At 34.9% G+C, this 15,988-nt stretch carries 15 protein-coding genes; 13 read left to right on the top strand and 2 right to left on the bottom strand.

Annotated elements, in window-relative coordinates:
- The 3 genes from HMPREF1252_RS09980 to HMPREF1252_RS08520 form a co-directional block, all read left to right on the top strand.
- Positions 1-1,123: S-layer homology domain-containing protein (locus tag HMPREF1252_RS09980; RefSeq protein WP_023060237.1), on the top strand; the 1,123-nt coding region annotated here is incomplete at its 5' end.
- Between the two features lie 94 nt (positions 1,124-1,217).
- Positions 1,218-1,820 (top strand): TetR/AcrR family transcriptional regulator C-terminal domain-containing protein, encoded by a 603-nt coding sequence (locus tag HMPREF1252_RS08525; RefSeq protein ID WP_023060247.1) that lies wholly within the window; start codon positions 1,218-1,220, stop codon positions 1,818-1,820.
- Positions 1,821-1,917: 97 nt separating this feature from the next.
- Complete coding sequence (locus HMPREF1252_RS08520; protein WP_036747192.1) at positions 1,918-3,711, top strand: oleate hydratase; 1,794 nt, start codon at positions 1,918-1,920, stop codon at positions 3,709-3,711.
- A gap of 72 nt (positions 3,712-3,783) precedes the next feature.
- On the opposite strand, the gene HMPREF1252_RS08515 is transcribed toward HMPREF1252_RS08520, so the two are convergent.
- Positions 3,784-4,794 carry a TrkA family potassium uptake protein gene (locus HMPREF1252_RS08515; protein ID WP_023060243.1) on the bottom strand — a complete coding sequence of 337 codons (1,011 nt, stop codon included), beginning with the start codon at positions 4,792-4,794 and terminating at the stop codon, positions 3,784-3,786.
- Positions 4,795-4,878: 84 nt separating this feature from the next.
- Here HMPREF1252_RS08515 and HMPREF1252_RS08510 point away from each other — a divergent pair, with 84 nt between their 5' ends.
- The 6 genes from HMPREF1252_RS08510 to HMPREF1252_RS08485 all read left to right on the top strand — a co-directional run bounded on the left by HMPREF1252_RS08510 (position 4,879) and on the right by HMPREF1252_RS08485 (position 11,528).
- A complete protein-coding gene (locus HMPREF1252_RS08510) occupies positions 4,879-6,312 on the top strand; it encodes a hypothetical protein (RefSeq protein ID WP_023060249.1) in 1,434 nt (477 codons plus the stop codon).
- A gap of 90 nt (positions 6,313-6,402) precedes the next feature.
- Entirely contained in the window at positions 6,403-7,251 is an 849-nt protein-coding gene (locus HMPREF1252_RS08505) for a stalk domain-containing protein (protein WP_023060238.1), read from the top strand.
- A gap of 114 nt (positions 7,252-7,365) precedes the next feature.
- Positions 7,366-7,809 carry a GNAT family N-acetyltransferase gene (locus HMPREF1252_RS09390; protein ID WP_008902016.1) on the top strand — a complete coding sequence of 148 codons (444 nt, stop codon included), beginning with the start codon at positions 7,366-7,368 and terminating at the stop codon, positions 7,807-7,809.
- Between the two features lie 158 nt (positions 7,810-7,967).
- A complete protein-coding gene (locus HMPREF1252_RS08495) occupies positions 7,968-8,171 on the top strand; it encodes a DUF4177 domain-containing protein (protein WP_023060250.1) in 204 nt (67 codons plus the stop codon).
- Between the two features lie 1,618 nt (positions 8,172-9,789).
- On the top strand, positions 9,790-11,007 hold the full coding sequence (locus tag HMPREF1252_RS08490) for an MFS transporter (protein WP_023060246.1): 1,218 nt from the start codon (positions 9,790-9,792) through the stop codon (positions 11,005-11,007).
- 20 nt (positions 11,008-11,027) lie between these two features.
- A complete protein-coding gene (locus HMPREF1252_RS08485; protein WP_023060245.1) occupies positions 11,028-11,528 on the top strand; it encodes a DNA-deoxyinosine glycosylase in 501 nt (166 codons plus the stop codon).
- Positions 11,529-11,555: 27 nt separating this feature from the next.
- Here the strand turns inward: HMPREF1252_RS08485 and HMPREF1252_RS08480 are convergent, their stop codons facing one another.
- Complete coding sequence (locus HMPREF1252_RS08480; protein WP_023060244.1) at positions 11,556-12,857, bottom strand: MATE family efflux transporter; 1,302 nt, start codon at positions 12,855-12,857, stop codon at positions 11,556-11,558.
- A 125-nt stretch (positions 12,858-12,982) separates the two neighbouring features.
- Between HMPREF1252_RS08480 and HMPREF1252_RS08475 the strand changes: the two genes are divergently transcribed.
- From HMPREF1252_RS08475 to HMPREF1252_RS09385, 4 genes are read left to right on the top strand one after another with little or no spacing between them, the layout of a single operon-like run.
- Complete coding sequence (locus tag HMPREF1252_RS08475) at positions 12,983-13,393, top strand: hypothetical protein (RefSeq protein ID WP_023060240.1); 411 nt, start codon at positions 12,983-12,985, stop codon at positions 13,391-13,393.
- Positions 13,394-13,451: 58 nt separating this feature from the next.
- Positions 13,452-14,252: a DnaJ domain-containing protein gene (locus HMPREF1252_RS08470; RefSeq protein WP_023060241.1), complete on the top strand. Its 801-nt coding sequence runs from the start codon at positions 13,452-13,454 to the stop codon at positions 14,250-14,252.
- On the top strand, positions 14,252-14,650 hold the full coding sequence (locus HMPREF1252_RS08465; protein WP_023060239.1) for an HIRAN domain-containing protein: 399 nt from the start codon (positions 14,252-14,254) through the stop codon (positions 14,648-14,650). The genes HMPREF1252_RS08470 and HMPREF1252_RS08465 overlap by 1 nt, the downstream gene beginning before the upstream one ends.
- A 25-nt stretch (positions 14,651-14,675) precedes the next feature.
- Positions 14,676-15,875: a stalk domain-containing protein gene (locus tag HMPREF1252_RS09385; protein ID WP_023060242.1), complete on the top strand. Its 1,200-nt coding sequence runs from the start codon at positions 14,676-14,678 to the stop codon at positions 15,873-15,875.
- Positions 15,876-15,988: the final 113 nt, after the last annotated feature.

Genomic DNA, 15,988 nt, shown 5'->3' with positions numbered 1-15,988 from the left:
TGGAGACAAAGCTCAATCAGACGAAGTAAAAGAAACTACAGGATCAAAATCATCAGCCCCAGATGTTAAAGTTAAAAACAATGGAGATATAACCGTTACTCCTCCTACTGATGCTAAAAAAATTATTGTTAAATATACTGATCCAAATGGATATCCAAAAGAAGTAGAAGTTACAAAAGATACTAATGGTAACTGGAATGTACCTGCAGATAGTGGATTAAAATTTGAAAATGGAAAAATTGTAATCCCAGCTAACAACGTTAAACCTGGAACTGAAGTAACTGCAACAGCTGTTTATCCAGATGGAACAAATTCAACCGGTAGTGCAAATGCAAGCACTAATCCACAATATCCAATCTATCCAGGACATGATGGATACAATGGTCTTCCTCTATGGTACTTCTACGGAAACTTTGGCTCTAACAATACAAAGGTAGAACCTAAGAAAGAAGTTAAAGAAGTTAAGGAAAGAGGACACCACGAAGCGTATATGTACGGATATCCAGATGGAACTTTCCGTCCAAATGCAAACATCACTAGAGCTGAAGCGGCTGCTATGATTTCTAGACTTAAAGGTTATAGCTTAAATGACAAGACTGCACCTGAATTTAAGGATTCAAAGGTTGGTTGGTTCAAGGCTGCTATTAACGCTGTATTTAAGAACGGACTTATGAAGGGTTACAAAGATGGCAACTTCAGACCTAATGACAAGATCACTAGAGCAGAATTTGCACAAATGATCAAGAACATCGACAAATCTAACTCAGCAGTTGCAACATTTAAAGATGTAAAAGGTCACTGGGCAGAAGATGCTATTAACCAAGCTTTTGGAAATGGTAGAATAAGCGGTTATCCAGATGGAACATTTAGACCAGATGCTCCTATCACTAGAGCAGAAGCAGTTAAGATTGCAAACAGTCTATTTGAAAGATCTGTAGACAACAGCGGACTTAAAGAAAAATTAGAAAATCCAACCATGATTTCTAAATTCACAGATGTAAATAACACTCACTGGGCATTCTATGAAATTATGGAAGCTACTAATAGCCACGAATTCGAAAGAAGAGAAAATGGAAAAGTAGTTGAAGATTGGTTAGAAATCGACAAGGATAAAAAACATTAAAAATTAAATTTTTACCAGAGGCATAATCGTCTCTGGTTTTTATTATAATTTTTAAAAAATGGGCATATTATATATAATGAAATGGGGTGATATTTTGGCTAAGAATTACACAAAAGATTTGATTAGAAAAGAATTTATAAACCTTTTAAATAAAAAAACTCTTAACAATGTAACTGTGACTGAACTTGCTAGAAATTGCAGTATTGAAAGGAAGACATTCTACTATCACTATGAAAATTTAACGGAGCTAGTTAAAGAAATTTTCCAAGAAGAGCTATTAGTGGTGGTGGATGAGTTTAATGAAACTCTTTCTTGGGAAGATAGTTTTGTACTTGCTGCGAAGTTTATTCTTGAAAATAAAAAAGCTATTAAACATTTGTACCAATCCGATTATAAGGATGATGTTGAAAAATATGTGTTTTCTATTGCTGGTGAAATCATGAATAAGTATGTTGACCTTTTGTCTGAAGATACAAAGGCAAAGGAAGTAGACAAGAGACTTATTGCATACTTTTACCAATGTGCTCTAAGTAGCGCTCTTATTCAGTGGGTCGCTACGGATATGAAGTCTGACCCTGCCATTATGACGGAAAGAATTGGTAAACTTATGGATGGAAATATACTCTTATCTTTAAAAAGAAGCGAAAATTTAGAAAATATTACAGATAATTTTACACAATATATTGACCTTGTGTAAAATTTACTCAAGTCTAGAGTTTTGGGAAATGAAACCACTCTTTAAAAATGTTTTAATGTATTTAGAAGAAAAAATTAAATTTTTTAAGGAGGATATTATGAAACTTAAAACTTATGATGAAAGATTAACATTAACTAATGGAGATTTCCAAAGTTTGGTTAAGGCTAGAAAGCCAGAAGGTATTGAAAAGAAACAAGCATACTTAATCGGCACTGGTATTGCATCATTAACTGCAGCATGTTTTTTAATTAGAGATGCTCATATGGAAGGTAAGAAGATAACATTTCTAGAACAAATGGATATTCCTGGTGGATCTCTTGATGGCAACTACATGGAAACTAGAGGTTATGTTGCTCGTGGTGGTAGGGAAACCGGAGCTCATTTTGAATGTTTGTGGGACATATGGAGTTCAATCCCAAGTTTAGAAGATCCAGAAATGAGCATATTGGATTCATATTTTTATACCAACTACGACGATCCAAACTACAGCAATTGTCGTATAACTTACAAACAAGGGCAACGTTACGACGACGGCAAATTTAATCTAACTGATAGTCAAGTACAAGAAATTGCAAAACTTTGCTTGACAAGGGATGAAGATCTACAAGATTTAGCGATCGATGAAGTATTTTCAAAAGGACTTTTAAATTCAGATTTCTGGACATATTGGAGAACTATGTTTGCTTTTGAAAATTGGCACTCAGCACTCGAAATGAAACTTTACTTAAATCGTTTTATCCATCATGTTGGAGGTTTAACAAATCTATCTGCTCTAAGATTTACAAGGTACGACCAATACAATTCAATTGTAAGACCGATGGTTAAGTATCTTGAAGATCATGGTTGCAATTTTAGATACAACACCAAGGTTACAGATGTGGACTTTGAGATTTCAGAAAATAGAAAGGTAGCAACTAAGATCATCGCAGAAGATAAGAACGGAAATGACAAGTCAATCGATCTTACAGAAAATGATCTATTATTTATTACCAACGGTTCCATGACAGAAAATTCAAGCTATGGCGATGACAACACTGCTGCTGAACTTAGCGACGAACAAACAGGCTGCTGGGAAATGTGGAAAAACATCGCGAAAAAATCTGATGACTTCGGCAATCCAGAAGCTTTTTGCTCCGACGTTGAAAAAAGCAATTGGGAATCTTGCACAGTAACTTGTCACGACGATTCAGTTCCAAAATATATTGAAAAAATAACTAAGAGAAGTCCTTATGGTGGTAAGACTGTAACTGGAGGTATTGTAACCTGTGTTGACTCAAGTTGGCTTATGTCTTGGACCATCAATAGACAAGGTCAATATCCAGAGCAACCAGAAAATGATGTAGTTGTGTGGGTGTATGGACTATTCACCGATGTTGAAGGCGATTATATTAAGAAGAAGATGAGAGACTGCACCGGTAAAGAAATAACAAAAGAATGGTTATACCATATGGGAGTGCCAGTAAATGAAATTGACAGACTCTCAGAAACTTGTACAGCAGTACCAGTAATGATGCCATATATAACATCTCAATTCATGCCAAGAAAATTTGGCGATAGACCATATGTTGTTCCAAAGGGTGGAGTGAACTTTGCATTCCTAGGTCAATTTGCAGAAACATTGGACAATCCTGGTAGAGATACAGTATTTACAACAGAATATTCAGGAAGAACAGCTATGGAAGCAGTATACGTACTATGCGGAGTTGAAAAATCTGTGCCAGAAGTATACGCATCAAGGTATGATATAAGATACTTATTAAACGCACTGGTTGCACTATCCGATGGTAGAAAACCTGAACTTCCATTAAGTGCTATTGAAAAGATGAAGCTATCTAAGCATATCAAAGGAACAGAAATAGAAGATATGTTGAAGGAATTTAATATTATTTAAAAAAGATAATTAGATTAAAAAAAGGGACTTAGCGTCCCTTATTTTCATGTTAACTTATTTAACCGATTTTATTTAATTTTTAACTTCATCTCCTAGGTGACGGAGTTTTTCTATTTGTTCTTCTCGTCCTAGGACTATGAGTACATCTCCAATTTGGAATGTGTAATTAACTGGGGGATTGAAGAGTAGCTTTTGGTCTTCTATCTTTTTGATTGCTATAACTATTAGTCCTGTCTTCTTTGGTATTTCTGCTTCCATTAAATTTTTGTTTTCAAGATATGAATCTTTAAATACGGTTACTTCTTCTAGATCTAGTTCCACATCTCCGACTCTTGTAAATACATCGAGGAAGGAAATTATACTTGGTTTTACTAATAGGGCTGCCATTCTCTTGCCACTTATCTCTACTGCTGATAGGGTTTTGTTTGCGCCGACTTTCATGAGTTTTTCGCTGCCGGATTTGGACATGGAGTTTGCGATTATATAGATCTTGTCGTTAAGATTTCTCGCTGTTAGAACTGTTACTATATTATCTACTTCTGAGTCGAGTGCCGCTACGAGACCTTTTGCTTTTGAAATCCCAGCTTTTTCTAATATTTCTTCCTCAGTTGAGCAGCCTTCTATTACCAATATATTTTCGTGGCTGTATTCGTCAAGATCTTCTCTATTTGAACTTATCACGACGAAATTTAGATTTTCTTCTATTAACTTTTGTATGATTACTTCTGCAAGCTCACCGGAACCGCAGATTATATAGTGATCATTTAATGCTGAAATCTTCTTGTCCATTTTTCTCCCCTTCCATAAATCTGTCATCTTGCCTTCTACAAAGAACACCACCAAGGTCGTAAAGGCATAGCCGACGATGCCTACTCCTAAAAATATTAGTATCACCGAAAATATTTCCGCTTCTGGACTCATGACGGCGACTTCGCCAAAGCCGACGGTGGAAATGGTGATGACCGTCATGTAGAGGGCATCGACAAAGTTAACTTTTAAAAGAATCATATATCCTACGATTCCTACTACTAATAAGAATGCAAATATTAAAAAAATATATCTTAGTTTTTTTCTTTCTTCCATATTATCTCTCCGTTAATTGAATTATAATATAGTAGATGGGAAAATACCACATTAAAATGAATTATATTATAAATGAGGAAATTAATGAAAAATTTAGTGGATTATATTTTTATATTTCTGTACTCGGTACTTATGTTTTTCCTTTGGAAAATTTGTAAGTATGGATCTTGGAGATATTGGATAAACTGGATTATACCTGTTTTATTTTTAATTCTTGTATGTATTATTTATAAGATTTTAAATAGAAATATAGAGAGTAGCAGAAGGTCTAGAAGAATAAAATTATATATATTTATCATTGTGACGCTTATCTTTGGCGGTATGATTGTCCAGACAGCCATTCCTTACAATGGAAAGCTATCCTGGAAAGTTGACGAAATGCTAAATCATAAAAGAGTTAGATATGTGCACAGAAATATTTTCAACGATGGAATTGAAGGTCTCTTGGAAGATTTAGAAAAGAAATTTACACTACCTGACAAATTATACGTAGATAACGAGATTCTTATAAGGTTTAATGGGGATGGGGAGATTACCAAGCTTGAAGGGATGATCTATGGTAAGAATGAGAAGGGAAAGGTAAATTCGTACCTTCTATCCTTTAAAAATAAAAAGTTAGAAGTTTGGTTAAATAAAGACGCTGGGTTTGAATTAGATGAGAATAGAGCGTTAGATCCTATGATTAAACTTCTGAAGAAATCAAAATACAAAAGTGAAATTGACGCTTGGAAAAAGATTTATGGTGATGTGGACTTCGGAATTATTTATTACGGAGTGAAAGAATTTTTCTATTCCGATGGAATAAAGTTACTCGGTTCTAAGAAAGAAAATGATGATGTAGTTAAAACTTTGGACCAAGGAGGAGAAGTGAAGGCAAATGCGATTTCGATTTTCATTCCTGATAAAGAGGTAACTCCTATTAATTTTATAATTGATCCAGAGATAATCTCTTCTGAAACTAGAAATGCACAGCTGGAAGAGGAAGTAATCGAGAAGAGCAAGGGTGAAGATTCTTGGACCTTGGATAAAAATACCGGAACAATGTATACATTTTTAAAGTCAAATAAAAATATAGGTTTTAGATTAGTAGTTACCGACGCTGCTCTAGGTTCTAGATTTTATAAACTTGAAAAGACTTCCGATGGCGGCAAGACATGGGAAAATATTAATTCCAATCCATTCTTAGATGGGACAGGTGTGGCAGAAGGAATAGAATTTTTAAACGAAAACTTCGGTTTTGCAGGTCTTCAAGGAGGGTCCGGTGAACATTCTGAGATTTATGTGACTAGAGATGGAGGGACAAACTTTGAGATAATTAATCTTCCTTATGAAAAGGTTCAGAATCTACCTGAAAAAGGAAAAGAGTACGGGCTTACCATAGAGAATTATAAGTATTTAAAAATGCCTAGAATGGTTGGAAATAAAATATATATTTTAGCAACACCTGACTCTTTTGCAGAAGAAGGGATAGAGTTTTATTCGGAAGATGAAGGTAAAACTTGGGAAGTTTCAAAGTAAATTGTATATAAAATGTAACCTTATTGATACTAAGTTTTAAATACTTAAGAGCTTAGCTATGTTATAATTTCTTTAACAAGGAGGAATAACATGAAAAGATTATTAGCAATGACACTTGCCTTTGTACTTACAATCGGTACAATTTCATTTGCAAAAGAAAACAAGGAAGCCGTAGGATATGAAAGAGTATTCGGAAAAGTGACAGAAGTTGTAGAGGATAAGGACAACTCACAAATCTTGGTAGAAAACAAAGATCAAGAAAAATCAATGGAAAAACTCTACCTTTACACTGGAAAGGTTCCTGTACTCGATTTAAAGACTGGTAAATTTGTAGAAAATTATAAATTTAAAAAGGGAGATATGATAGAATACTTCTATAAAAAGGATGCTCCAATTATGTTATCTATGCCAGCTAAATTAAACCCTGACTTCATAGCAATAAATGCTGAAGATGGAGAATATTCAGTTGACGTGGATCACTTCAATGAAAAGGGCAGAGGAGTTTCAAATAGAGTTGAAATCAATCTTTCAGATGACTCAAAAGTTGTGAATTTAAAAGGGGAAGAAGTAGGCAAATTCCAAGAAGGAGACTATGCAGTTATCTATAAAACTGCAACTAGAAGTATGCCACCTATTGTAGACGCTGAAAAGATAGTAGCATTAGAAGCAAAAGCTGAAGACTCTGCAGAAAAAGAAGAAAAAAATATCGGTTTAAGAAAATACTACGAAGAACTCGGTGCAAAAGTTGAATGGAATAAAGAAACTAGAACTATCAAAATTTCTTCAAAAGATAAATCTGTAGAAATTGACGTTAAAAGAAAAGAACTAATCATCGAAGAAAAAGTAATGATGATGGAAGGATTTAAAATTGAAAAAGGAACAAGTTTAGTTCCAGAACAATTTATAAATAAAATAGATAAATTTCTTCTAAATAAATAAAAATAATGGTGTACAATGTGCACCATTTTTTAATTGGATTTATGAAATCGTTTTATAAATATGATTTTTGGGGTAAAATATAAATAGAGATTTTAAAAATATAAAGGAGTTGTCATGGAAATAATAGAAGTAAGAGACGATTCACAAAAGAAAGAGCTGCTTGACTATTTACCAAATGTTAAATGGGGCGAATCCCAAGTGCTCACCAAGGCGATTAAAAACGATGAGATTGATGAAAAACTTGGAAAAGATGCCAAGATTTTCTATGCAAAAGAAGACGGAGAAGTGATGGGATTTTTCACATTGGTAAATCAAGATTACATACCACTACCACAGTACGATAGATTTATAGCGATGATCTATGTAGATCCTAAATATAGAAACAGAGGATACTCAAGAGAGTTTATAAAATTTGCAGAAGAAGCAAGTGGAGTAGATACCATCCATCTATTTACTAAGATTAAGGGACTATATGAAAAGATGGGGTACACATTAATTGAAGAGTTGGTAGGCTACATACATGGAATAGACTATCTATATGAAAAAAAATTAAGATAAGCGGCATTGGTGTTAATTTTAATATAAAAAATTTGAAACAGAATTATATTTTCAGATAGATTCTCTCAACTACGGTCACCCTGAGCGAACGCAGTGAGTCGAACGGGTATAACTTTATTATATAAAAATCAATACAAATAAAAAATTTTGGAGGAACTATGTTTACATACGAATTTGTGGAAGTGGAGTTAAAAGGTGGACTAAAGGCTGGTAAAACAGATGGTTTTGAACACTGTAAAGAAGTCATAGTCGAAAAAGCAAAAGAAGGCTGGGAACTTATTCAAGTTGTTCCAGTTGGAAATGAAAAGACGGGAGTATATTCAATCCAAAAGTACACAGTAATATTTAAAGTAGAAAAATAGATTAAATTAAGAATTAAGAGGTAAGTTAAGGCTTATCTCTTTTTAATTTAGGGTTAAATTATTAGGGAGAAATTTTACATAATTATATTTTTCACAAAAATTTTCCAACCACAGTCACCCTGAGCGAACGAAGTGAGTCGAATGGGTCTAACCTCTGAAGGTCAAGTCTTTGCAAATAAAATAACTTTATAAAACTATTTAATAACTATTATCTCTCATGCTATACGTAGAGCATGAGATTAAAAATCATCTGTACACAACCTCACCACAGTTATACCCGTTCGACTACAATGACTCAGACTGTGTCTTCGTCATTTTCGCTCAGGGTGACTGTCTTCCTTTGGTTACTTTTAGATAAGTCTAAATAATGATATGCTTTGTAGCGGAAGCATCTTGCTTCCATTAAATTAAATACTAAATTATTTTTAATCAGGCGTTAGCCGTGCAACGACCATTCCTATTATTCATACCCGTAGCGGAAGCATCCTGCTTCCATAGCCGAAGGCTACAATAAACTTTGCAAATAATTAACCCATATCGAGGGACATCCATCCCAACTGGTCATCCTGAGCGAAAAATGCGGTAGCATTTGTAGTCGAAGGATCTGACCTATATTTAACCTACTTAAGACAAAAAAGTAAAATAACAAATGTAAATAAATATCCTAGCTTCTTTGAAACCCTATTCTTTCTTCTTCCAATTTTCTTTTACGAGGGAGAGGGAGGGAATTAACGTCTCTCGAAAAAACCTACGGTTTTCTCTTCGAGACTCGCAGTTTCCTACCTTGTTAAAGCCCTAGCCGAAATCTCCGATTTCGTTGCAGGTCTTATGCAAAGAGTTCCAAAGAAGCCGAATGAAGTGAAGGCTGATTTGCAGAACTCGACTGCCAATCGAGCTCCCTCTACCCACGTCGCATTGGGGAGGTTTTGGTAGTGATTTTTTTATTCGGCTAAAATTTTCCAAACTCGCTACGCTCAGACAGTGGAAAATTTCTTAACGCCGAAAGCAAAAATCACTTGTAGTGGCACTGGGTTAAATCTGTAGTAGTCATCAAGTAAGGATTCTAAAGAATAGGTCGGATGGAGTCTCAAAATTTATTTTTAGATAAGTCTAAGTAATGATATGTTTGTAGCGGAAGCATCTTGCTTCCACAGCCGAAGGCTAAAAATGTCCTTACAACTGAAGTCGCACTGCAAGAGATAGATCCCTCGACTCGAAACCTATGGTTTCTCGCTTGGGATGACGTGTGTGGAGGGTCACCCTGAGCGAACGAAGTGAGTCGAATGGGTATAACTACTGAGGACCTAGTATAAGCAAATAAAATAATTAAAAAAATAATATTAATTTAAATGCTATCAGCAGACTGTTTCAACCAATCGGCTACGCCTCTTGGGAAACAGGTTGCATCACACCTACTAAGACTCACTACGTTCGTCAAGTTAGGTGTAGACGGATAGCATCAAAATATAAATAAATATTCTTTGTATAACCTAACCAAATTTTTCTCTTTAAAACCGTAACATCTATAAACTCTCTAATTGACAATCAATCTCATTGTTTTCATGAAAATTTTTAGGGTAAACTATATGGGATAAAACTTTTAAAAGGAAATGATTTTATGAAGGATAAAAAATTATCCAACTCTCTTATTTTTATAATTTTATTTGGAATTGTAAGTCTTTTTTCTGACATGACCCACGAAGGTGCGTCAAGCCTACGAGGGGTGTACCTCAGTCTACTTGGTGCTTCTGCTGGGACCATTGGTTTTATTTCTGGTCTCGGAGAACTTGTCGGTTACTCTCTTAGGTATTTCTTTGGGAAACTCACTGACAAAACTCACAAATATTGGCAGATGACAATCTTCGGATATGTTTTAGATATTTTGGCGGTGCCTGCTCTTGCTCTCGTGGGCAGTGATGGATGGATCTATGCCTGCAGTCTTTTGGTTATTCAGAGGATGGGTAAGGCGATAAAGAAACCTGCCAAGGACACCATTATGTCTTTTGCTGCATCTCAAGAAGGTGCTGGCAAAAGTTTTGCAATTCAAGAGATGCTAGATCAAATTGGCGCGTTCTTAGGTCCATTTTTTCTTTATGTCGTTATGCTTTTTAAAACCGAAGGAACCACCTTTGAAATTTATTCCAGATGTTTTGCATACCTAGCAATTCCAGGGGCGATTACATTGATTTTACTTTTATACACGAAGAAGAGATTTCCAAATCCGGAACATTTTGAGCCGGAGCCAAAGGAATACATCCCTTTTAAAATGAAGGATTCTTTTATCTTCTATATTATTGGCATCAGTCTCTTTTCGTTTGGATTCATCGACTATTCGCTAATAATTATGCACATTTCTAAAAATCTAAATGCCTTAACGAGTGGAGTTGGACTTATTAATATGGAAACCATTCCATTAATTTATGCGGGAGCGATGCTAGTAGATGCGATTTCTGCTTTGATTTTTGGGATTATTTATGATAGAAACGGTATTAAGGCTCTCGTAGTTTCTACGATTATCTCTGCACCATTCTCACTATTTGTATTTGGATTTAATAATATTTATGCGGTTCTTTTAGGAATTGCCCTTTGGGGAGTGGGCATGGGTGCACAAGAATCCATTTTGAAAGCTGCTGTCACTTCAGTCGTTCCTAAGTCTAGCAGGGCAACTGGATATGGAATTTTTGAAATGTCATTTGGTGTTTTTTGGTTTTTAGGAAGTTGGCTTCTCGGTGTGCTATATGATATAAATATAACTAGTCTTATCCTCGTTTCGATGATGACACAGCTACTTTCTATACCATTTTATTTCAAGGCATCAAGAGCGAAGATAGTTTAAATTTTTTTAAGGAGATTAATTTGAAAGATAAATATTCGAGAATCATTCATCCTCTAAAGCCACTTTACGATGAAAACTCAAAGGTACTAATCCTCGGTTCATTTCCATCTGTAAAGACGAGGGAGTACGGATTTTTCTACGGTCACAAACAGAATAGATTTTGGAAGATAATGGAAAGTTTATTTGAAACAAGTCTCACTAGAGATATTGATGAGAGAAAGTATTTTCTTCTAGGTCACCATATCGCTCTATACGATTCAATTTACGCCTGTGATATCATCGGATCTAGCGATGCAAGCATAAAGAATGTGGTACCTTCTGATTTAAAAGATGTGGTAGAGGGTTCGAAGATTTGTAAAGTTTTTTGCAATGGAGGTGCATCCTACAAGTATTATAATATGTACCACAGAGAAAACTTGGGAATAGAAGCTATACAACTTCCTTCGACGAGCCCTGCCAATGCAAGGTACAGCCTGGATGATTTAGTTAATGAATGGAAAATAATTTTAAAATATATATAAATCCTGTGCCAAATGACACAGGATTTTTTATACTTGATATTTAATTGGTTTTATTATAAATCGATTTACAAAGTATACTCCAAGTGGAAATACAAGTCCTTCTGCAAAGGCGAGGACGTACCACAAGAAGTAATCAGGCATAAATGTTCTAAATATAAACATTACGATGCTTATTAAGATTGGAGTTCTTAGCACTGACAGTGTAGTAGCCAGTCGACCTCTTCCGAGACTTGCGAAAAATGTAACCATAAGTCCATTGAGTCCGATAAAAGGATATGCCCAAGAATATCTTGCAAGGGCGATGGAAGTCTCGTGGAGAACTTCTGAGTCTGTACCCAAGAAAATATGAACTATAGGTTCTGCAAATTTATGAGCGACAAAGATAAATATTATACTTATAAGTATTATTGTAATGACGCCGCGTTCGACGAATTTACGAATCTTTTTATAATCTCTCTTACCATAGTCGAATGAAAAAATAGGAGCTAGACCTTGTGCCACTCCGGTCATGGTTACAGTTACAAGGACTGAGACGTAGGAGATAACTGTGTAGGCTATGACTGCATCTTCACCGTAGACTCTAAAGAGGTTCACATTGAATAGAAAGACGGTAAAACCGATTGCCACTTCCGAAATTGCATCACCAACTCCAAGGGGAAGTGTGGATTTTAAAATTGAAAAATCAAAATTTTTAACGAATCTAAGCCTTCCGGTCTTTCTTGAAAAGTACAGAATAAATGAAAATGAGCTTATTGCCTGCGCAATTCCTGTAGCAAGTGCAGCTCCAAAGATGCCCATGTGTAACTCGACTATGAATAAGTAGTCGAGAACGATATTTGAAACGGCAGCGATTATAACTGAAAGAGCAGAGATATGTGGAGCTCCATCAACTTTAACTAAGACTTCCAATTGGTAGCTGAGCATAAAGAATACTCCGAATGGCACGATGGTTGCCAAGTATTCTCTTACGAATTCTGAAGTTGCATCGCTTGCGCCAAGAATGTAAATTATCTTATCTAGTAATATATAAATAACCCCAGAGAATAAAATTCCTATGAAAATAAGGCTTACAATGGAAGTTGAAAATATTTTATTTGCAAGATTAAAATCGCCTTTGCCGAGATTCATTCCGACCTTTGCTTGGGTTCCGATACTAAAAAGAATACCAGTGGCAAAAAATATTGTGATAATAGGCATGGAGATATTCACTGCAGAAAACTCAACTTCGCCTACATAGTTTGAAACGAAAAATCCGTCTACCATGCTGTATAGAGCAAAGACCCACATGGATAGCACAGACGGAATAATAAATTTTAAATATCTTTTCATATTAACACCTTAATATATCTTATCATAGTTTTAATTTATTGAAAATGGGATAAAATGGATATTTTTCACTGTATTAGTTTAAAATAATTTTGCCAGGGTATTTTATAATCAAAGGAGGTAGTACTATGAAACGTAATATTAGTATATTTCTTGCTCTTTTGATTTTGTTATCACTTACAGCATGTAAAGAAAGTGGTAATGATAAAGGCGCAAGCGCTAAACCAACCAAGTTTAACGAAGAAGAAATAGAGTCTGCAATCAAAGTAGTAAAGGATAATTTTTCATTTCCAGGAGCAGAGTTAAAAAGAGTTCGCTACGACGAAGCTAAATCCGAAGAAGAGATAAAAGTATTTATGGAATACGGAGCAGGCAAGGACAAGGGTATTGATCCTAATAATGTAATTGTAATATTTACCGACTTTGACATAACTGGAGAAAACCCTGTATTAAGTAAGGGAGAATATAAGGATTATAACTGGATCTTAGTTAGAACTGATAAAGATAGCGAATGGGTAATAGAAGATCAAGGATATTAAATTGTAATAGGTAAGCCGAAAGGCTTACATTTTATTAATTTAGAATTAAGGAGAGCAAATGGACAGCATCATAGAATTTCCAGAAGCGAAGAAGCTAAGGGAAGATGTAGAAAGACTTAAAGCAGAGCTTTTGGACTTGGTTACCGAGAGGGACGATTTAAAATTTAATATCTGTAAAAATATAAAGATGGACTACATGTTTGAGATAGGGTTCATCGAGTATAGAGTCTATGAAAAATACTGCGAATACGCTCGTCTTAAAAGGATGAAGGAACTGATTCAAGCTCGGAAGAACAGGACAGAAGTAGTCGACTTAGATGAGATTGAACGCCAACTGGACAGGGAGTTTGAAGACTATATACATAAATTAAATGAGAAGATAAGAGATATAAACGAAGCCATTGAAAGATCCAAACTAAAAACTTTGTCTGAAGAAGAGACCAAAGACATAAAGAAGATGTACAAAGAACTGGTTAAGAAACTTCATCCGGATTTGAATCCAGACTTGACAGAGGAGCAACTTAAAATGTTTTATAATGTTGTGGATGCCTATGAAGCTGGAGACATAACTGCTATGAGGATTCTATACAATTTGGTAGATATGAATAGAAGCTTAGAAGACAGTGAATCTACATTGGAGAAACTTGCAAAGCAAAAGGAGAACTTGGAAAAACTCGTGGAAGAAATTAGGCGTGAGGTTGAAAAAATAAAAACAACTCCGCCATACATTTTTAAATACTTCTTAGAAGACGAAGAAAAAAAGAATGAAAGAATCCAGAAATTGGAAGAATTATCCGCCGGATATGACGAAGCAATAATTATTTTAAAAGTACAAATCAAAGAAATGTTGGTGAAATAATGTCAGATATTGTTAAAAAAGATGATGGAGGGTTGTTAGAATTTCTCCACTCTGCAAATTTTAAAGATCTACCAAGACCATTTGCCGTCGATATATTTCTATTTGAAACATATGTGGCAGGCACAAGTTACATAGATGATATGGAGCTTATAGAGCCAATGCTAAAGATAGATGATAAACTTGTCTTTTATCGAGAACCTAACAATCCATACGACGAAAATGCGATTCGCATAGAAACTATAAATGGAGATAAGATTGGATATGTGCCTAAGAAGGACAATCCGGTCTTCTCGAGACTAATGGATGCTGGGAAGAATCTCTATGGAATGATTGATAAAAAAGAAAAGTTAGATAATTGGATAAAGATAGATATAAGAATATATCTTTATGAAGGATAAAATTAAGATTAATTAGGAGGTTAGAATGATTAAAAATTTAAGAAAGCATTTGAAGAGTTGTATCTTTCTTTTGTTACTACTTGTACCAGTAAGTGCAAGTGTTGCGGCACCGAGAATATTTGTAAATAATTACTTCGTAGATTCTGATGCTGCTCCAGTAATCGAAAACGGAAGGACACTCGTTCCAGTTAGAATTATTTCAGAAAAATTGGGATACAATGTGAATTGGGATGCCGCAACAAAGACTGTAGAAATCACAGGCGATGCAAAAACTATAAAGCTGACCATCGGAAGCAGTACATATCTAGATGATGGTACCGAAATGCCACTGGACGTGGGAGCAAAGATTGTAAATAGCAGAACCATGGTTCCTATTAGACTTGTGTCTGAAGCATTTTCACAAAAAGTAATTTGGGACAATGAAAATAGAGTCGTAGCAGTTGGGGAAGGCTATCAAGATCAAGCAAGTTCCACCTGCACATTTGAAGCTGCAAAGGTAACAAAGGTAATCGACGGAGACACCATAGAAATCGACAGAGGAAAGGGAATTGAAAAGGTAAGATTTATCCTTGTGGATTCACCAGAAACGAAACATCCTAAGAAACAAGTAGAATATTATGGAAAAGAAGCCTCTGAATTTACAACAAAATGGTTGGAAGGTTGGAGAATTTATTTAGAAAAAGATGTAAGAGAAACTGATAAGTATGGTAGACTTCTTAGATATATATGGTTAGTTAAACCAGCTACAGATACTCCTACCAATGAAGAAATAGGAAGCTATATGTTTAATTCCTATCTTGTAAGAGGTGGATATGCTGTGGTCGCACAGTTTCCACCAGATATCAAATATGTAGAAATACTAAAGACATTTGAAACTTATGCAAGAGAAAATAATTTAGGTCTATATGGAGTGCCAATCACAGTTGGTGCCGAAGCAAAAGGAACTACTGAATCTGTAAAAGATACTACGACACCAGTAAATGCACCTAAAGCTGAAGTAAAAGAAGATCAAGAAAATAAAAACCTAAATACTCAAACGAATAAAAATAATTCGAAAGAGCCTGCTTATAAGTATGCAAATGGAAGAATAATTGGAAATAAAAAGAGAAAGATATACCATGTGCCAACTGGAAGGGACTATAAAAAGGTTCACCTTAAAAATGCGGTCTTCTTTGACACTGAAGAAGAAGCAATAAAAGCAGGATACAGACGAGCTCAACAATAAACATAAAAAAGACAAAAAAAACAAAACTAACGTAAACTAAAGTACTTTCGGTTTTTTTTGTTTTTCGTTTTTTAGTTTAGTTATTTTTTAAGTTTTTAATTAGGTAAAGGTTT

Source organism: Peptoniphilus sp. BV3AC2 (assembly GCF_000478945.1).
GTDB classification, from domain to species: domain Bacteria; phylum Bacillota; class Clostridia; order Tissierellales; family Peptoniphilaceae; genus Peptoniphilus_B; species Peptoniphilus_B duerdenii.
Note: the sequence above shows the minus strand (reverse complement) of the source record. Positions and strands in the feature narration are given on the sequence as shown.